Raw genomic sequence first — 17,879 nt, forward strand, 5'->3', positions numbered from 1 at the left:
TCTCCAAAAAATGCCTGGAGGGAATGAAAATCCCAACCTTCAAAAGGAATCCGTCAAACCAATGACGGGGTCATACATGTAAAACATGCACTGGCTTTTAACACACTGTTGAGTTCTCAAGAAACGGACGCGTATATCCCCACCAGAACCACTTTCGAAGCCCTGATGTAGGATGCGTACACATTTCGTTTCCTTCAGATTACCAGATCTGGACGATCCTTGTCAAACCGCCCGATCCGGGATCTTCCGGACTCACCTCTCTTCGAGGCAACCCTGCTAACTTACTCCAACTTTCGGCCCTTGTCCAACCGCACTGCGGGAGGCAGCCCGGAAGCCGGAGTTTGATCAACGGGGTATCAGGACCAACCGGCCCTGCGTTGAAAACTCTAGCAGCCTCAACGCCGTTCAAGGTCCAGTGTTAGGTAACGAATGAACCTTCCCCGCGTGCGTACGGTTCAAACACCGAGCCCGGAGAGCTGAGCCTCCAGCCGTGCGATGTCCGCGGACGCCTGCTCGGCCCGGCCCCTGACCTTGGCCACCACGTCCTGCGGCGCCTTGGCCATGAACTGCTCGTTGCCCAGCTTGGCCGCCACCTGAGCGGCTTCCTTGCGGGCCGCCGCCAGATCCTTCTCCAGCCGCTTGCGCTCGGCCGCCACGTCGATGGCGCCGGCAGTGTCGATCTCCACGCGCACGCCGCCCACCGTGAGCCGCGCCGTGGCGTCGAACGACTCCCCCGGCTCCGTCAGGCGCAGCAGCGAACGGATGGCGGTCTCCTGCCCGGCCAGCGGCGTGCCGGCGAGCCCGAGGCGGGCGGCCACCTTCTGGCCGGGCTTGAGCCCCTGATCGGAGCGGAACCTGCGAACCTCGGTCACCAGCTCCCGCAGCGCGTCTATCTCGGCTTCGGCCGGGGCGTCGAGGTAGCGGGCATCGGCCACCGGCCAGGGCGCCACCACGATCGACTCTCCGCCCGTCACGGCCCGCCACAGCTCCTCGGTCACGAACGGCACCAGCGGATGCAGCAGCCGCAGCAGGGCGTCGAGCACGTGGCCGAGCACCAGCCGGGTGTGCTCCAGGCCCTCGCCGAGCTGGATCTTGGCCAGCTCCAGGTACCAGTCGCACACCTCGTCCCACGCGAAGTGGTAGAGCAGGTCGGCCGCCTTGGCGAACTCGAACTCCTCGAACGCCGCGTCTGCGGTCGTGACGACCTCCTGCAGACGCGAGAGGATCCACCGGTCGGCCGGGGTCAGTACGGCGTCGCCGAGATCCCCGACGGCGGCCCCGTTCATGAGGGCGAATCTGGTGGCGTTCCAGATCTTGTTGCAGAAGTTGCGCGAACCGGCCGCCCACTCCTCGCTCACCGCGACGTCGGCGCCGGGGTTGGCGCCGCGCAGCAGGGTGAAGCGGGTGGCGTCGGCGCCGAAGCGCTCGATCCAGTCGAGCGGGTCGACCACGTTGCCGAACGACTTCGACATCTTCTTGCCGTACTGGTCGCGGACCATGCCGTGCAGCGCCACCACACGGAAGGGCGGCTGGCCGTCCATGGCGTAGAGCCCGAACATCATCATCCTGGCGACCCAGAAGAAGAGGATGTCGTAGCCGGTGACCAGCACGGAGGTCGGGTAGAAGCGCGCCAGCTCCGGCGTGGCGGCGGGCCAGCCCAGCGTGGAGAACGGCCACAGGCCCGAGGAGAACCAGGTGTCCAGTACGTCGGGGTCCTGGGTGTATCCGGCAGGCGGCTCCTCGTCGGGCCCCACGCACACGACCTCGCCCTCCGGCCCGTACCAGACCGGGATGCGGTGGCCCCACCACAACTGGCGGGAGATGCACCAGTCGTGCATGTCGTCGACCCAGTCGAAGTAGCGCTTGGCCAGCTCGGGCGGGTGGACGCGGGTGCGCCCGTCACGCACGGCGTCGCCGGCCGCCTTGGCCAGCGGCGCGACGTTGACGAACCACTGCAGGGACAGCCGCGGCTCCACCACGGTCTTGCAGCGCGAGCAGTGACCCACCGAGTGGACGTACGGCCGCTTCTCGGCGACGATGCGTCCCTCGGCGCGCAACGCGGCGACGACGGCGGGACGCGCCTCGAAGCGGTCGAGCCCCTGGAACGGCCCGTGCGCGGTGATCACGCCGCGCTCGTCCATGACCGTCAGCGAGGGCAGCGAATGACGCCTCCCGATCTCGAAGTCGTTGGGGTCGTGGGCCGGGGTCACCTTGACCGCGCCGGTGCCGAACGCCGGATCGACGTGCTCGTCGGCCACCACCGGGATCATGCGCCCGGTGAGCGGCACCTCCACGAGCGTGCCGACCAGGTGGGCGTATCGCTCGTCTGAGGGATGCACGGCCACGGCCGTGTCACCGAGCATGGTCTCGGCGCGCGTGGTGGCCACCACGATGTCGTCGGAGTAGCGGATCGAGACCAGCTCGCCCTCGTCCTCGCTGTGCTCCACCTCGATGTCGGAGAGCGCCGTCAGACAGCGGGGGCACCAGTTGATGATCCTCTCGGCACGGTAGATCAGCCCGTCGTCGAACAGCTTCTTGAAGATGGTCTGCACGGCCCGCGAGAGCCCGGGATCCATCGTGAACCGCTCGCGCGACCAGTCGACGCCGTCGCCGAGCTTGCGCATCTGGCCGAGGATCCGGCCGCCGGACTCCTCCTTCCACTCCCAGACCCGCTCGATGAACGCCTCGCGCCCCAGGTCGTGTCGCGACAGGCCCTGCCTGGCCAGCTCACGCTCGACGACGTTCTGGGTGGCGATGCCGGCGTGGTCCATGCCGGGCAACCACAGCGTCTCGAGCCCCCGCATGCGGGCGCGGCGCGTCAGCGCGTCCTGGATGGAGTGGTCGAGCGCGTGCCCGATGTGCAGGACGCCCGTGACGTTGGGCGGAGGGAGGACGATGCTGTACGGCTCGCGCGAGCTGCCCGGATCGGCGTGGAAGTAGCCTTCGGATACCCAGCGCTCGTAGCTTCGGGTCTCGACGTCGGCCGGGGTGTATTGAGTGGGCAGCTCTGGCGTTGTCACAGTGACCAATTCTAGGGAGGCGGGCAAGCGGAACGCCCCACGGCCGGTTGCCGGGGGCCGTTCAGTATGCCGAATTCCTCTCGTGGCCGGAAGCGGGCGTCCGGCGATCGCGCAATTGTCCTACCCGGGGCCGCAACGCCGAAGCGCCCCGTGGCCGGAGCCACAGGGCGCTCGATGTGCTGGGAACCGGCCGCTCAGGCCGACTTCTCGCGCGGCGTGCGCTGCTGCTTGGCGGCGAGCTGGTCGCGCGGCACGAGCGTCGGGATCGCGTGCTCGAGCACCGACTCGCGGGTGATGACCACCCGGGCGACGTCCTGCCTGGAGGGCACTTCGTACATGACCGACTGGAGCACCTCCTCCAGGATGGCGCGCAGCCCGCGGGCGCCGGTGCCGCGCAGGATGGCCTGGTCGGCGATGGCCTCCAAGGCCCCGTCGGTGAACTCCAGCTCGACGCCGTCGAGCTCGAGCAGCTTGCGGTATTGCTTGACGAGCGCGTTGCGGGGCTCGGTGAGGATCTGGATGAGCGCCTCGCGGTCGAGGTTGTGGACCGAGGTGATGACCGGCAGGCGGCCGACGAACTCGGGGATCATGCCGAACTTCAGCAGGTCCTCGGGCATCACGTCGCCGAAGATGTCGGCCGTGTCGACCTCTTCCTTCGAGCGGATGATGGCGTTGAAGCCGATGCCCTTCTTGCCGATCCGCGACTCGATGATCTTTTCCAGTCCGGCGAACGCGCCGCCGCAGATGAACAACACGTTGGTCGTGTCGATCTGGATGAACTCCTGGTGCGGGTGCTTGCGCCCGCCCTGCGGAGGCACCGAGGCGGTGGTGCCCTCCAGTATCTTCAGCAGCGCCTGCTGGACTCCCTCACCGGAGACGTCGCGCGTGATCGACGGGTTTTCGCTCTTGCGGGCGATCTTGTCGACCTCGTCGATGTAGATGATGCCGGTCTCGGCCTTCTTGACGTCGTAGTCGGCGGCCTGGATGAGCTTGAGGAGGATGTTCTCCACATCCTCGCCGACGTAGCCCGCCTCGGTCAGCGCGGTGGCGTCGGCGATGGCGAAGGGCACGTTGAGCATCTTCGCCAGGGTCTGCGCCAGCAGCGTCTTGCCCGAACCCGTCGGCCCGAGCAACAGGATGTTGCTCTTGGCCAGCTCGAGGCCGTCGTCTCTGCCCCGGTCGCCGGACTGCACCCGCTTGTAGTGGTTGTAAACCGCCACCGAGAGCGCCTTCTTCGCCTTGTCCTGACCGATGACGTAGGCGTCGAGGAACTCGTAGATCTCCCTCGGCTTGGGCAGGTTGTCCCACTTGAGCTCGGAGGACTCGGAGAGCTCCTCCTCGATGATCTCGTTGCAGAGATCAATGCACTCATCGCAGATGTAGACGCCTGGACCGGCAATGAGCTTTTTGACTTGCTTCTGACTCTTTCCGCAGAAAGAGCACTTCAGCAGGTCTCCCCCGTCGCCGATGCGTGCCACCCCAGATACTCCTTTGCGTGGGACCGCCCTGCTCCCGCGAGCAGTGTCTCCGGACATCCTCCGGACTAGGCCGAACCGCTCAGGTTTCGACGTTACCGTCTTCTGGGCCCTCAGTGAGCCCCCTAGCGGCGAGTCGCACCGGAACGTGCCCTATTGGGCAGCGCTCCGGCGCGTCACGTCTCGTCTAGGAAGCTACGGCCTGAGCTCGTTTCTTCCTGGACGGGATGATGTCATCGATCAGACCATACGCCTTTGCCTCGTCCGCGTTGAGAATTTTGTCGCGTTCGATGTCCTTGCGGACTTCGGCGGAGGGCTTGCCCGTGTGCCTCGCCACGATGTCCTCGAGGAGGGTGCGCATGCGGAGGATCTCACGGGCCTGGATCTCGATGTCGCTTCCCTGACCGCCACCCTCGGTGGACGGCTGGTGGATCAGCACCCGGGCGTTGGGAAGCGCGAACCGCTTGCCCTCGGTGCCGCCGGACAGCAGCACGGCCGCGGCCGAGGCGGCCTGGCCGAGGCAGACGGTCTGGATCTCCGGCCGGACGAACTGCATCGTGTCGTAGATCGCCGTCATGGCGGTGAAGGAGCCGCCCGGCGAGTTGATGTAGATGCTGATGTCACGGTCGGGGTCGAGCGACTCCAGCGTCAGCAGCTGGGCCATCACGTCGTTGGCCGACGCGTCGTCGATCTGCACTCCGAGGAAGATGATGCGGTCCTCGAAGAGCTTGTTGTACGGGTTCATCTCCTTCACGCCGTAGGACGTGCGCTCGACGAACGAGGGGAGAACGTAACGGCTCTCGATGTTCATGTCAGCTCCCCCTAGGAAACCGGGCCCTGTGAGGGCACCTGTCGCGCGCTGCGGACCACATGGTCGATGAAGCCGTAGTCCACGGCCTCCTCGGCGGTGAACCAGCGGTCGCGGTCGGAATCGGCCTCGATCTGGTCCAGCGGCTGCCCCGTGTGGAAGGCGATCCGCTCGGCCAGCGTCTTCTTCACGTAGAGCATCTGCTCGGCCTGGATGGCGATGTCGGCGGCGGTGCCGCCGATGCCGCCCGATGGCTGGTGCATCATGACCCGGGCGTGCGGCAGGCCGAAGCGCTTGCCCCGGGCACCGGCGGTGAGCAGGAACTGCCCCATGGAGGCGGCCATGCCCATCACGACGGTGGAGACGTCATTCGGCACGTATTCCATCATGTCGTAAATCGCCATGCCGGCGCTCACCGAGCCCCCCGGCGAGTTGATGTAGAGCGTGATGTCGCGGTCGGGGTCGTCGGCCGCGAGCAGCAGCAACTCGGCGCAGATCCGGTTGGCGATCTCGTCGTTGACCTCCTGCCCGAGCACGATGATGCGCTCGCGGAGGAGGCGCTGGTAGAGCTGGTCTTCAAGCCGGAAGGCGGAGCCGTTCTCACGGCCTCGAGACTCAGGCTGATAGAAGGTCGGCGGGCTGGTCACAGCGTCACCTTCCGATGCGTCGTAATCGATTGGCTTTGCTTGTGACCTTAACGCGCGCTGCCCACAGGTCATGCCCGGTCCCCCGTACTGTTCGCTGACGGCGCATGTTCCACGACGCCGGGGGCTGCGGAGGCGCTCGTGGCGGTGTGTGACCGCGCCTGGCGAGCCCTGAGAGGGCGAATCCACGCGCGGTGGCCCGTGCCCGGCGGTCGAACAGGGTCCGGCCGCCACACGTCGCCACAAGCCCCCTGAGCGCCCCGGCCGGCCCGGCGCCCCAGGCGACGCCCACTCACGAGAGTCGAGGAAAGGCCGAAGCCCCCGGACCGAGCGGTCCGGGGGCTTCGGGATGCGCTGGGCGGTTTGGTCACGCCTCCGGCTTGTCCTCGGCGGGAGCCTCCTCCTCGGCGACCTCTTCACCGTTGATCTCGGTGTAGATCGCCTTGAGGTCCACCTCGTTGCCCTCGGTGTCGACGACCTTGGCGGCGTCGCCGAGCACGGACTTGGCCTTGTCGCGGACGATCTCGACCATGGCCAGCGTGAGCTGGTCGTTGTCGGCGAGGTGCTGGGCCAGCTCGTTGGGCTGGACGCCCATCTCCATGGCCCGGCGGACGACGAAGTTGGTCAGCTCCTGCTCGGAGACGCCGAGCTCCTCGGCCTTGACGATCTTGTCCAGCACGAAGCCGACCTTGAGCGCCTTGGCGGAGCCGGTCTCGAACTCGGCGAGGCGCTCCTCCTCCGTCGTCTGGTAGAGGCGGAAGAAGGCGTCGCGGCTCAGGCCGCTCTCCGCGATCTGGTGGTCGAGGTTGTGCTTGCGGGCGTCCATCTCGGCCTTGAGCGCGCTGTCCGGGAGCGGGATGTCGATCTGGTCGAGCAGGGCGTCGAGAGCCTTGTCACGAGCCTGCACGACCTGGTCGATGAGCTTGTTGCGGCGGGCCGCCTCGCGGATGCTGGTCTTGAGCTCGTCGAGCGTGTCGAACTCGCTGGCGAGCTGGGCGAACTCGTCGTCCAGCTCCGGCAGCACCTTCTCCTTGACCGACTTGACATTGATGATCACGTCGGACTCCTCGCCGGCGTTCTCACCGCCCACCAGTTCGGTCTTGAAGCTCTTCTCCTCGCCCGCGGACATGCCCTCGAGCGCGGCGTCGAGGCCCTGCAGCACCGAGCCGGCGCCGACTTCGTAGGAAACCTCGTTGGCCTGCTGCTCCTCGATGTTCTCGCCGTCGATCTCGGCGCGCAGGTCCATGACGACGAAGTCGCCGCCCGCGGCCGGCCGCTCGACGCCGGTCAGCGTGGCGAAGCGCTGGCGCAGCGCGTCGAGCTGCACGTCGACGTCCTCGTCAGAGACCTCGGCGGCGTCGACCGTGACCTCGACGCCCGCGTAGTCGGGGACCTCGAAGTTGGGCCGGATGTCGACCTCGGCGGTGAACTCGATCTGCTCACCATCGTCGATCTTCGTGACCTCGATGTCGGGCTGGCTGACCGGGAAGACGTCGACCTCGTCGACGGCCTGGCCGTACAGCTTGGGCACCGCGTCGTTGAGGGTCTCCTCCAGCACTACCGCCCGGCCGAAGCGCTGCTCGATGATGCGGGCCGGAACCTTGCCAGGCCGGAACCCGGGGACGCGCACCTGCTGCGCGACCTTCTTGTACGCCGCATCCATGCTCGGGCGCAGCTCGTCGAACGGCACCTCGACAGTGAGCTTGACCCGGGTCGGGCTGAGCTCCTCGACAGCGGTCTTCACGGAATGGTCTCCTTGATCAAGCTACGAGTGATCGCGGGCGCGTCCATCGGTTTCGGCTCACGCGCCGCGCCCACATGAGCGGCGTTGGGCATGCTCCGCCACGGCGGGATCCAACGCCGTGGCCAGTCTAGGGCAGATGCGTACCCAACAACGACGCCGCCGCCGTCAGAACTCGTCGGCGATCGTCCGCAGCAGCTCGATCGTCTCGTCAGGAGTGGTGCTCACGGCGCAGAGTCGTTCCATCACCTCGGTGTATCGGTCCACATCCTCACGCTTGTCCAGGTACAGCGCACTGGCGAGTTGCTCGACGTACACGACGTCCGGCAGGTCGGCGTCGGGGAAGCGCAGGATGCTGAACGCCCCGCCCTCCGCGCTGTGCCCGCCGAAGCTGAACGGCATGACCTGGATCGTGATGTCGCTCTGGCGCATCAGGTCGATGAGGTGCTCGATCTGGGCCCGCATCACCTCGACGCCGCCGATGGGGCGGCGCAGCGCGGCCTCGTCGATCACCGCCCAGAAGACGGGCCCGTCAGGCTTGTCGAACATCCGCTGGCGCTCCAGCCGGAGATCCACCCTTCTGGCGATCTCCTCCGCCCCGATGCCCGCCGTCCCGGCGGTCACCACGGCCCTTGCGTACTCCTTGGTCTGCAGCAGTCCCGGCACGAACTGGACCTCGTAGGTCCTGATCCTGGCGGCGGCCTCTTCGAGTCCGACGTACGCCTGGAACCACGTGGGCAGGACATCGTTGAACCGGTGCCACCAGCCCGGCTCGTTGGCGGTGGCGACCAGGTCGAGCACGGCGGAGCGGGCCTGATGATCCACGACCCCGTACAGGGTCAGCAGGTCCGCCACGTCGCGTTCTTTGAACCCCACTCGGCCCAGCTCCATGCGGCTGATCTTGGATTCGGAGCCCCGGATGAGGTGGCCCGCCTCCTCACGAGTGACGTTCTTCGCTTCCCTGAGCTTGCGCAGCTGGGAGCCCAGGAGGATGCGCAGCGCCGTCGGTCCGGAACCCGGCTGGTTCTGCGTCACTTTGCCTCCTATCAAGGTCCGCACACACAGTGACACCACATTGCCGGGTATGACAAGGTCTCAACCTCGTGTCCGATTCGGAGATCTACCCCTAAAAACGCCCCTTGCTCCTGCACATTGCACTTGCACGTGCATTTGGGTCTTGCAGCAGCCGCGATCGTGACCCATGATGGCCTAGTGCATACTGGGATATTGGCCCAAACATGCACTGACTTAGGCTAAACGGGGAGGTATCGGCAGCATGGTGGAGGATCCTCTGACCACTGCCGATTGCCTGCAGATCACCCGTGAGGTCGGTTTCGACCACCTGCTCATGGGCGGGAAGCCGTACACGACCTCATGTCCTCTGCCCTTCCAGGCCGACTCCGTGCGGACCGCCAGGGACGTGACCCGCGCGACGCTGCGGCGGTGGGGGTTGCACGACCTGAGCGACGACGCCGCGCTCGTGGTTTCCGAACTGGTGACGAACGCGGTCAGGTACGCGATGTACGCCCCGGGACGGCACGAGATCGAGCTGCTGCTGATGCGGGTGGCCCCGCACGTGCTGCTGGCCGTGGCGGACCCGAGCGACGAGGTGCCGCGGCCCAAGGAGCCCGACTTCGTCTCCGAGAACGGACGCGGCCTTTACATCGTCGAAACCTACAGCCAGTGCTGGGGCTGGGACCCGCTCGCGCGCGGCGGCAAGGCCGTCTGGGCGTTGTTCCGCACCGACCACTGATTCGCTTCCCTCGGCTTCACTCACCCGTGACACCGTCGATGCGTTCGCGCAGCAGATCCGCGTGGCCGTTGTGGCGGGCGTACTCCTCGATCATGTGGACGAGGATCCAGCGGTGGGTGCACACCTGGCCGTTGCGATCACCCGCGGCGTCCAGGGGCGTGGCGGCGGAGATGGCGCGCGCCCGCTCGATCTCGTCCCGCCACGTGTCGAAGGCCTCCGCCACCGAGGCGCTGTCGACCTCGTTGAAGTCGGCGTCGTTGTCCTTGTCCTTGTTCCACAGCTTGGGGATGTCCTCGCCGCGCAGCACGCGGCGGAACCAGGAGCGCTCGACGTGGGCCATGTGCCTGACGAGGCCCAGCAGGGACAGGGCCGAAGGCGGCGCCGGGCGCAGGCGCAGCTGCTCCTCGGACAGGCCGGCGCATTTGACGGCGAGGGTGGCGCGGTGCCATTCGAGCCAGTTGTTCAGCATCGTCGGCTCGTCGCCGGTCATGGGTGGCGGGGTGCGGCTGTCGATCACGAGGTCTGACCTTATCCCGGGCTCGTCCGCCCGTCATCTGAGAACTGCCGCGGTGCTCGCCCGGCGGCCCCAGGCGATCAACCCGGACCCGGCAGGGGTGCACTCAGGTACACCCCTGTCTTTCAGTTCATCGAGATGTGTACGTGGTCGAAGTGGTTCTCGGTGACGCTCCCGCGATCCGACATCGATTCCCAGCCCGATCCCTGGTTGATGCGCTGCTTCCAGATCACGTACTTGACGCCCAGCTTGCCCATGTTCTTGATCGCCCATTCCGCGATCCTGTCGCCGAGAGCGGCGTTGGCGGAGCTGGGCATCGAGCCGCCGGTGCTCATCATGAAGTCGCAGGCCCGGCCCAGCGGATGCTCGCCGCTGGAGCCCGCGCGGAAGCAGCCCACGTCGTACGGCAGCGCGAAGTTCTTGCCCACCTGCTCCTTCATCAGCCGCGTACGCGGAGTGATGTTGTCCGAGCCCGCGGGCAGTTCGGGCGCCCAACTGCCGTCGGAATTGCGCCCGGAGCCGAACGGCACGAGGTCCTGGAGCTTCTTCTGGATGTCCTCGATGACGTCCTGGGCCTCTTCGCGCTGGTCGGCCACCTCCGCCGAGTCCGTACGGATCCGGGTCGCGAGCCCGGCCGCCTCGTCGGATGCCTGCTTCTTGTCGTCACGGGCCTTGGCCACGACCTGGACGAGAGCCTGCTGCTCGGCCGTCACCTGCTCGAGCAGGGCGGCGCCCGGGCCGGAGTCTGCCCGCAGCATGCCGGGCAGCGAGGCGTCGCGGCTCTGGTAACGCAGCATGGCGATCTCGGCGACGCGTTGCTCGGCCGTGGCCAGGGTCTGCTCCGCGGTGCCCAGGCGCTCCTTGGCGGCCTTGGCGGCCTTCTGCGCCTTGGCCAGCGCGTCCCGCTTGAGGTTGTACTTCTCGATGAGCTTGTCCACCTTGCCGTTGAGCTGCTTGAGCTGGGCGCGCAGCTCGGCCTCCGTCGGCTTGGGCGCGGCCGACGCCGGAATCGCGGGAAGCAGGGCGACCGCGGCGGCGGCGAAGAGACCGATGGCAAGAGTCGCGGGGGACGAAGCCGCCACGTAGGTGATCCTCTCCCTCTGCCGGCCGGGTTAGCTGACGGGTTCGGGAATGGGAGTGCTCCCTACCACCGAAGTGGATTCACCCCAGATGAGATGGGTCCCCGGCTCCCGGGCAACACGCCCGGGATTAGGCGTGCAACGGCTGTTACGGCCGGTGCATAACGGATATTAGTGGTAGATCACGAGTAATGCGACCTTAACTAGAAATCTATTAGTGATCTACTCGTGATCGAATCATGGTTGCCGCTTCCTCCGGCAGCACGTCGTTGACGAACGCGCCCATCGCCGACTCCGACCCCGCCAGGTACTTGAGCTTGCCCGCCGCCCGCCTGATGCTGAACAGCTCCAGATGCAGGTACGCGAGCTCCCGATCCCGCCGTACGGGCGCCTGGTGCCAGGCCGAGATGTACGGCATCACCACCCCGAACAGGTCGTCGAAGGCGCGCAGCACAGAGGTGTAGAGCGGGGCGAACGCCGACCGCTCGGCCTCCGACAGCGCCGCCAGGTCGGGCACCTGCCGGTGCGGATACACGTGCACCTCGAACGGCCAGCGCGCGGCGGCGGGCACGAAGGCCGTCCACAACTCGTTGGCCGCCACCACCCGCGTCGCCGCGGCCCGCTCGGCGGCCAGCACGTCGGCGAACAGGTTGCCCGTGCCCTGGTAGCGGGCGGCGGCGCCGAGCTGGAGCCGGGTCCTGGGCGTCACGTAGGGGTAGGCGTAGATCTGGCCGTGCGGGTGGGCGATCGTGATGCCGATCTCCTCGCCCCGGTTCTCGAAGCAGAACACCTGCTCCACGCCCTCGATCCCGGAGAGCTCGGCCGTGCGGTCGGCCCACGCCTCCATCACCACCTCGACCTGCGCGTCGGAGAGCCGGGAGAAGGATGAGGAGTGCTCGGAGGTGAAGCACACCACCTCACACCGCCCCACCCCCGGACGGACCTCCGTCAATCCACCCACATCCGCATAAGTCCCAAAATTTCCGGAGAAAGAGGGAAAGCGGTTCTCGAACACCGCGACGTCGTAGTCGTATGCCGGGATCTCCGACGACCGCGTGTCCGACGACGGGCACAGCGGGCACTCGGCCGCCGTGCCCGTCGGCAGGAACGTACGCGTCTGCCGGTGCCCCGCCATCGCGATCCACTCCTCCGTCAGCGGGTCGTAACGCAGCTCGGAGGCCACCGGCCGGGCATCGAGCACCCGCCGGTCGATCGCACCCCTGTCGGCGTCGTCCCGCCGGTCGAAGTAGATCAGCTCCCGGCCGTCGGCCAGTTGGGTGATGGTGCGCTTCACTGCGAGTCCTCCGCGATGATCAGTTCGCCGGCCCGTTCGGCCAGCTCGGTGCGTGCGTCCTCCGGCAGCCCCGCGTCGCTGATGACCACGTCGGCCTCGGTCAGCTCGGCGATGGTGCTGATCCCGACCGTGTTCCACTTGGTGTGGTCGGCGGGGACGACCAGCCGGTGCGCGGCCGCCACCAACTCCCTGTCCGTCTCGGACTCGAGCAGGTTGGGAGTGGTGAACCCGGCGCGCACGCTCATGCCGTGCACGCCGAGGAAGAGGGTGTCGACGTGCAGGCGGCGGACCGCGGCCACGGCCACCGGTCCCACCAGCGCGTCGGACGGCGTGCGGACGCCGCCGGTGAGCACGACCGTGCGGTCGGCGCGCGGGGTGCGGTGGAAGACGTCGGCGACGGGGATCGAGTTGGTGATCACGGTCAGCTCGGGCACGCCGATCAGGTGGTGGGCCAGCGCCCACGTGGTCGTCCCCGCGGAGAGGGCGACGGCGGTGCCCGGCCGTACGAGCCGCGCGGCGCGGCGCGCGATGGCCTCTTTCTCCTGCTGCTGGCGGGCGGACTTGGCGGTGAACCCCGGCTCCTCTGTCGAGCCAGGACCGAGCGCGGTCGCGCCGCCGTGCACCTTCTCCAGCAGTCCGCGCTCGGCCAGCACCTCGAGGTCGCGGCGGATGGTCATGTCAGACACGCCGAGCTCGCGTACGAGATCGGCCACGCGAACCCCGCCGCTGCTGCGCACGCGTTCGAGGATCGCCTGCTGGCGTTGCTGTGCGAGCACACCCGCTCCTTCCAACAGATTCCACCAAATTATGACATGGAATTGTTGGGGAATGTTAGTTCAGGGCGGATCACTTGCGCTGGTCAGCATGGGCAAGAGAACTTGAAAGCACATATCCGATCACCGGAGGTGAGCCTATGGCCAGGCGGTCACGCAAGGGCAAGGCACGCAAGAAGAAGAAGGCGAACCACGGCAAGCGTCCCACGGCACGCTGAACGGGTGGCCGCCTTCCCTGGCGGCCACCCCGGCCCCTTGGGGCCTCCCCGGTTCACGCAGGCAGATCGGCGAGCGCGTGGGTGATGCGCTCCTGCGGCAACGTGTGGTCCTCCAGCTCCCCGGCCAGGTAGCGGTCGTACGCGGCCAGGTCGAAGTGGCCGTGGCCGCACAGCGCGGTCAGGATGACCTTCTCCTCGCCGCTCTCCTTACAGCGCAAGGCCTCGGCGATCGTCTCGGCCAGCGCGTGCGTGGGCTCGGGGGCCGGCACGATGCCTTCCGTCCTGGCGAAGCGGACGCCGGCCTCGAAGCATTCGTTCTGCGATCTGGTGACCGCCTCGAACAGGCCGAGCTCGTACATGTGGGAGAGCAGCGGCGACATGCCGTGGTAGCGCAGGCCGCCCGCGTGGATCGGGTCGGGCACGAACGCGTGCCCCAGCGTGTGCATCTTGAGCAGCGGCGTGAGGCCAGCGGTGTCGCCGAAGTCGTAGGCGTAGACGCCGCGCGTGAGCGACGGGCACGCGGCGGGCTCGACCGCGCGGAACTCCGTCCCGATCCGCCCGGTCAGCTTCTCGCGCAGGAACGGGAAGGCGAGGCCGGCGAAGTTCGAGCCGCCTCCGGTGCAGCCGATGACCAGGTCCGGCATCTCGGGCAACTGTCCGAGCGCCTCCTCGCCGATCACCGTCTGGTGCATGAGCACGTGGTTGAGCACCGACCCGAGCGCGTAGCGGGCGTCGGGCATCGCGGCGGCCACCTCGACGGCCTCGCTGATCGCGATGCCGAGGCTGCCCGGCGAGTCCGGATCGCCGGCCAGCACCTTGCTGCCCGAGCCGGTCTCGGGTGACGGGCTGGCGTGCACGGTCGCGCCGTACATCCGCATGAGTGAGCGCCGGTACGGCTTCTGGTCGTACGAGGCGCGTACCATCCAGATCCGGCATTCAAGGTCGAACTGGGCGCACGCGAACGCCAGCGCGGACCCCCACTGCCCGGCGCCCGTCTCGGTGGTGAGCACCCGCACACCCTCGCGGGCGTTGTAGTACGCCTGCGGCACGGCCGTGTTGGGCTTGTGCGAGCCCGCGGGCGAGACGCCTTCGTACTTGTAGTAGATCCTGGCCGGCGTGCCCAGAGCCTTCTCCAGCCGGCGCGCCCGCATGAGCGGCGTCGGGCGCCAGAGGCGGTAGACGTCGAGCACCTCCTGCGGGATCGGGACGAACCGCTCCCCGCTGACCTCCTGGCCGATCAGCTCCATCGGGAACAGCGGCGCCAGGTCGTCCGGGCCTATGGGCTGCCGCGTGCCGGGATGCAGCGGCGGAGGAGGCGGGGCCGGCAGATCGGGAACGACGTTGTACCAGTTGCTGGGGATCATCACCTCAGTCTGCACCGGTTACACCGCGCGTTCCAGCACCCTCGGAAGTATGGTGGTTAATCAAGTTCACAAAGGAGTCGTATGAAAATCCGTGCAGTCGTCTTCGACATCGGTGGTGTCCTCGAGATCACGCCCTCCCTCGGCGTACCCGTGAAATGGGAGCGGGAGCTGGGGCTGCCGGCGGGCCACATCAATGCTCGCCTGGCTCCGACCTGGGCAGCGGGAGAGCTGGGCCACGTCACGGAGGAGGAGGTGGACAGGGCGGTGGCCGGGGTGCTGGGAGCATCGGCGAGCGCGCCCTGCTCAGTCGCGGACCAGCACGGCTCAGTCGCTGACCAGCACGGCGAGCCGATCCGGGTGGTCGGCCCTGACCACGACGTCCGCCGCCTGCTGGGGCCGGGCCTCCCGTTCGTACCGCTCGTACGCGGGCAGCCGCCACAATTCGCCCTCCGGCGCCCCGCGCCGCAGCGCCCCCGCCGAGAGCCACATGTGCACGGTCACCTCGAACGCCAGCTCCCGCCCCAGCAGCAACGCCCCGTCGGCCAGCAGCACCCCGCCCCTGCCCAGCTCCTGGTAAGGCAGCCGGTACGCCCGATCCACCCGGCTGTCCCAGAGCGCCGGCAACACCTGCCCGGACCCGCCCGCGTCCAGGGGCTCAAGCACCTCTCTCCGCAGCGCCTTCAGGTCGAGCCAGTCCTCGTAGAAGGCGTCGGGATCGGTCCTGCCGTGCTCCAGCCGCAGCGAGGCGGGCCGCAGGAAGTCGCCCGCGCGTACGCGCGCCACAGGCCGCCCCAGGAGCCGCAGGGGCGCGACGAGATCGTCGGCCAGCGTCTCGGGACGCGCGGCGGGCGCCCCGTCGACGGCCACCCGGACCCACTCGTCCCGCGGCCGCCCGGCGATCAGCTCGGCGAGCTCCTCGATCAGCAGGTCACGGGAGATCGGTCGCGCACGCATCCCCACCAGCCTACGGCGGCCCCCGGCCACCGGGGCGGAGCCGCCGACATGCTCCATCAGCCCCCGCACGGCACGAACCCGGGAACAAGATTGGATAACAGTCGGCCCAGGCTCGGGATCATCTCCCTGACCTGGGCCTTGAGGCTCTGGAGCGGACGACGGGAATCGAACCCGCGTAGCTAGTTTGGAAGACTAGGGCTCTACCATTGAGCTACGTCCGCGCGAACCGGTCGAACTCTGGTCTAGACTTCATCCGGTCGTCAGGGCGTAAGCGTACCGGAGTCCCGGAGCGCATGTGCACTCGGCGAGGCGGGGCGTGGCGCAGCTTGGCAGCGCGCTTGCTTTGGGAGCAAGAAGTCGCAGGTTCAAATCCTGTCGCCCCGACCAGCTCATCAGGCCGTTCCCGATCCGGGAGCGGCCTGATCCGCGTCCTGCGGCCACCGGTGGAGCGCTGAGAGGTCCACGTGGAGTCCTGCAGCCGCCCTTGGAGCCCCGAATCAAGGGAGGCGGGCGACGAGGGACTTGGGGGCGATCCGGCGGTAGGCGTCGGCCACGATCTCGGACACCTCCGCCCAGTCGACGTCCACGTCCAGGTAGACGCCGAGCCACCCGCGGTGCCCGACGTACGGCGGGCGGAAGAACCGCTCGGGATCCTCCGCCACCAACTCCTCCTGCACGCCGGGCGCGGCCGCGCACCAGAACGCCAGCCGATCGTCGTGATGGTGGTCGGCGAACATCACGAACGTCTTCCTGTCCCTGACGAACCACGTCGGCTCCCCATGGCTGAGCCGCTCGGTGGTCTCAGGCAGTGCCAGGCAGAGCGCGCGCAGCCGCTCCAGGGACTCCACGGCCGCGTCAGCCCGTCAGCGTCAGGGGGTTGACCAGGTCGGCGTAGACCAGCAGGCCCGCCATGATCATCATGACGAACGCGATCGCGTACGTCAGCGGCAGCACCTTGGCGATGTCCACGTAACCCGGCTCAGGCCGCCGCGTGATCCTGGCGAAGGCCCGCTTGATGCCCTCCCACAGGCCGCCCGCGACGTGGCCGCCGTCGAGCGGCAGCAGCGGGATGAGGTTGAACAGGCCGATCGCCAGGTTGAACCCGGCCAGCAGGTTGACGAAGAACCAGATCTTCTTCACCTCGGACAGGTCGGAGGCGAGGATCTCGCCGCCCATGCGGCCCGCGCCGACCACGCCGACCGGGCCCTCGGGGTCGCGTTCCTCACCGGAGAAGGCGGCGTGCCAGATGCCGACCATCTTCTCCGGCAGGTTGACCAGCGAGCCCGCCACCCGGGCGGTCAGCTCGCCCATGTAGCCGACGACCTGGCCCATGCTCTGCTGCTCCATGACCTCGGTGGGCAGGACGCCGAGGAAGCCGACGTTCTTGTCGATCTTCGTCGGGTCGTCGAGGTTGGGGCGGTCCTGCGGGATGAGCGTGACGTCGAGCGTCATCGGCTTGTCGTCGCGGACGATGCCGAGCTTCACCGGGCCCGGGCCGTGGGAGCGGATCATCTCGGTGGCGTCGTCCCAGGTGGCGACCTTGCGACCGTCGAAGGTGACGATGTGGTCACCGGGCCGCACGTCCGCCTTGGCCGCCGGGGTGCGCTCGTCGGTGGCCTTGCACGTCTCGCGCTGCTCGGCCGCCGGGATCACGCACTCGTTGGTCTGCGACACGATCGGGGCCCAGGTGGGCAGTCCGATGCCGACCAGCAGGATGCTGAAGAAGACGAAGGCGAGCACGAAGTTCATCGCCGGGCCGCCGGACATGATGATGACCTTCTGCCACCACTTCTTCCGGTAGAAGACCCGGTCGTCGTCGCCCGGCCGCACCTCTTCCTGGGCGGCGTCGCGGGCGGACTCGATGAGGCCCTGGAACGGCCCTGTCGCGGTGCTGCGCATCTTCGTGGGGTCGTCACCCGGGCGCGGCGGCAGCATGCCGATCATGCGGATGTAGCCGCCGAACGGGATCCACTTGATGCCGTATTCGGTCTCGCCCTTGCGCCGGGACCAGGCCGTCGAGCCGAAACCGACCATGTACTGCGTGACCCTGACGCCGAAGATCTTGGCCGGCACGAGGTGCCCGAGCTCGTGCAGTGCGATGGAGAACATCAATCCAACCAGGAAGATGATGATCCCCACGAGGTAGAGCCAGTTCATCTAGGCGCGCTCCTGGGCAAGGGAAAGGTCCCGACCACCCCAGGGTAGTCGAACTCACCGCCGCTCAAGGGCTTGCGCACACTTC

16 protein-coding genes, 2 tRNA genes and 1 riboswitch are annotated in these 17,879 nt (G+C 67.8%); of the genes, 3 read left to right on the top strand and 15 right to left on the bottom strand.

Annotation, left to right across the window (positions count from 1 at the left end):
* Positions 1–455: 455 nt before the first annotated feature.
* From ITP53_RS20490 to ITP53_RS20515, 6 genes are all read right to left on the bottom strand, one after another.
* Entirely contained in the window at positions 456–3,029 is a 2,574-nt protein-coding gene (locus ITP53_RS20490) for a valine--tRNA ligase (protein ID WP_195897029.1), read from the bottom strand.
* Positions 3,030–3,214: 185 nt separating this feature from the next.
* Positions 3,215–4,498, bottom strand: a complete 1,284-nt coding sequence (gene clpX, locus ITP53_RS20495) for an ATP-dependent Clp protease ATP-binding subunit ClpX (protein ID WP_185067261.1) — start codon at positions 4,496–4,498, stop codon at positions 3,215–3,217.
* A gap of 184 nt (positions 4,499–4,682) precedes the next feature.
* On the bottom strand, positions 4,683–5,306 hold the full coding sequence (locus ITP53_RS20500; RefSeq protein WP_195897030.1) for an ATP-dependent Clp protease proteolytic subunit: 624 nt from the start codon (positions 5,304–5,306) through the stop codon (positions 4,683–4,685).
* 11 nt (positions 5,307–5,317) lie between these two features.
* Complete coding sequence (locus ITP53_RS20505; protein ID WP_195897071.1) at positions 5,318–5,950, bottom strand: ClpP family protease; 633 nt, start codon at positions 5,948–5,950, stop codon at positions 5,318–5,320.
* A 364-nt stretch (positions 5,951–6,314) separates the two neighbouring features.
* Positions 6,315–7,691 carry a trigger factor gene (gene tig / locus ITP53_RS20510; RefSeq protein WP_195897031.1) on the bottom strand — a complete coding sequence of 459 codons (1,377 nt, stop codon included), beginning with the start codon at positions 7,689–7,691 and terminating at the stop codon, positions 6,315–6,317.
* Positions 7,692–7,856: 165 nt separating this feature from the next.
* Positions 7,857–8,723, bottom strand: a complete 867-nt coding sequence (locus ITP53_RS20515; RefSeq protein ID WP_195897032.1) for a helix-turn-helix domain-containing protein — start codon at positions 8,721–8,723, stop codon at positions 7,857–7,859.
* Between the two features lie 241 nt (positions 8,724–8,964).
* Here ITP53_RS20515 and ITP53_RS20520 point away from each other — a divergent pair, with 241 nt between their 5' ends.
* A complete protein-coding gene (locus ITP53_RS20520; RefSeq protein WP_195897033.1) occupies positions 8,965–9,441 on the top strand; it encodes an ATP-binding protein in 477 nt (158 codons plus the stop codon).
* A gap of 16 nt (positions 9,442–9,457) precedes the next feature.
* Here ITP53_RS20520 and ITP53_RS20525 read toward each other — a convergent pair whose 3' ends face one another.
* The 4 genes from ITP53_RS20525 to ITP53_RS20540 all read right to left on the bottom strand — a co-directional run bounded on the left by ITP53_RS20525 (position 9,458) and on the right by ITP53_RS20540 (position 13,104).
* Positions 9,458–9,958 (bottom strand): DinB family protein, encoded by a 501-nt coding sequence (locus tag ITP53_RS20525; protein WP_407941271.1) that lies wholly within the window; start codon positions 9,956–9,958, stop codon positions 9,458–9,460.
* A gap of 122 nt (positions 9,959–10,080) precedes the next feature.
* On the bottom strand, positions 10,081–11,037 hold the full coding sequence (locus tag ITP53_RS20530) for a coiled-coil domain-containing protein (RefSeq protein WP_195897034.1): 957 nt from the start codon (positions 11,035–11,037) through the stop codon (positions 10,081–10,083).
* A 5-nt stretch (positions 11,038–11,042) separates the two neighbouring features.
* A riboswitch (cyclic di-AMP (ydaO/yuaA leader) is annotated at positions 11,043–11,181 on the bottom strand.
* 67 nt (positions 11,182–11,248) lie between these two features.
* Positions 11,249–12,328 carry a galactose-1-phosphate uridylyltransferase gene (gene galT, locus ITP53_RS20535; RefSeq protein WP_195897035.1) on the bottom strand — a complete coding sequence of 360 codons (1,080 nt, stop codon included), beginning with the start codon at positions 12,326–12,328 and terminating at the stop codon, positions 11,249–11,251.
* Positions 12,325–13,104: a DeoR/GlpR family DNA-binding transcription regulator gene (locus ITP53_RS20540; RefSeq protein ID WP_195897036.1), complete on the bottom strand. Its 780-nt coding sequence runs from the start codon at positions 13,102–13,104 to the stop codon at positions 12,325–12,327. The genes galT and ITP53_RS20540 overlap by 4 nt, the downstream gene beginning before the upstream one ends.
* Positions 13,105–13,241: 137 nt before the next feature.
* Between ITP53_RS20540 and ITP53_RS61140 the strand changes: the two genes are divergently transcribed.
* Positions 13,242–13,319, top strand: coding sequence for a 50S ribosomal protein bL37 (locus tag ITP53_RS61140; protein WP_376776135.1), 78 nt, complete (start codon positions 13,242–13,244; stop codon positions 13,317–13,319).
* 53 nt (positions 13,320–13,372) lie between these two features.
* On the opposite strand, the gene ITP53_RS20545 is transcribed toward ITP53_RS61140, so the two are convergent.
* The 3 genes from ITP53_RS20545 to ITP53_RS20555 all read right to left on the bottom strand — a co-directional run bounded on the left by ITP53_RS20545 (position 13,373) and on the right by ITP53_RS20555 (position 15,858).
* Positions 13,373–14,683: a TrpB-like pyridoxal phosphate-dependent enzyme gene (locus ITP53_RS20545; RefSeq protein WP_195897073.1), complete on the bottom strand. Its 1,311-nt coding sequence runs from the start codon at positions 14,681–14,683 to the stop codon at positions 13,373–13,375.
* Positions 14,684–15,007: 324 nt separating this feature from the next.
* Positions 15,008–15,637, bottom strand: coding sequence for a nucleoside/nucleotide kinase family protein (locus ITP53_RS20550; RefSeq protein ID WP_195897037.1), 630 nt, complete (start codon positions 15,635–15,637; stop codon positions 15,008–15,010).
* Positions 15,638–15,784: 147 nt separating this feature from the next.
* Positions 15,785–15,858: transfer RNA gene (locus ITP53_RS20555), tRNA-Gly, on the bottom strand.
* Positions 15,859–15,947: 89 nt separating this feature from the next.
* Between ITP53_RS20555 and ITP53_RS20560 the strand changes: the two genes are divergently transcribed.
* Positions 15,948–16,024 (top strand) — tRNA-Pro (locus ITP53_RS20560).
* A 110-nt stretch (positions 16,025–16,134) separates the two neighbouring features.
* Here the strand turns inward: ITP53_RS20560 and ITP53_RS20565 are convergent.
* Both ITP53_RS20565 and ITP53_RS20570 read right to left on the bottom strand, forming a co-directional pair.
* Positions 16,135–16,485, bottom strand: a complete 351-nt coding sequence (locus ITP53_RS20565; RefSeq protein ID WP_195897038.1) for an MmcQ/YjbR family DNA-binding protein — start codon at positions 16,483–16,485, stop codon at positions 16,135–16,137.
* A gap of 7 nt (positions 16,486–16,492) precedes the next feature.
* Entirely contained in the window at positions 16,493–17,794 is a 1,302-nt protein-coding gene (locus ITP53_RS20570) for a M50 family metallopeptidase (RefSeq protein WP_195897039.1), read from the bottom strand.
* Positions 17,795–17,879: the final 85 nt, after the last annotated feature.

This window comes from Nonomuraea cypriaca (assembly GCF_015645445.1).
In the GTDB taxonomy this organism is placed as follows: domain Bacteria; phylum Actinomycetota; class Actinomycetes; order Streptosporangiales; family Streptosporangiaceae; genus Nonomuraea; species Nonomuraea cypriaca.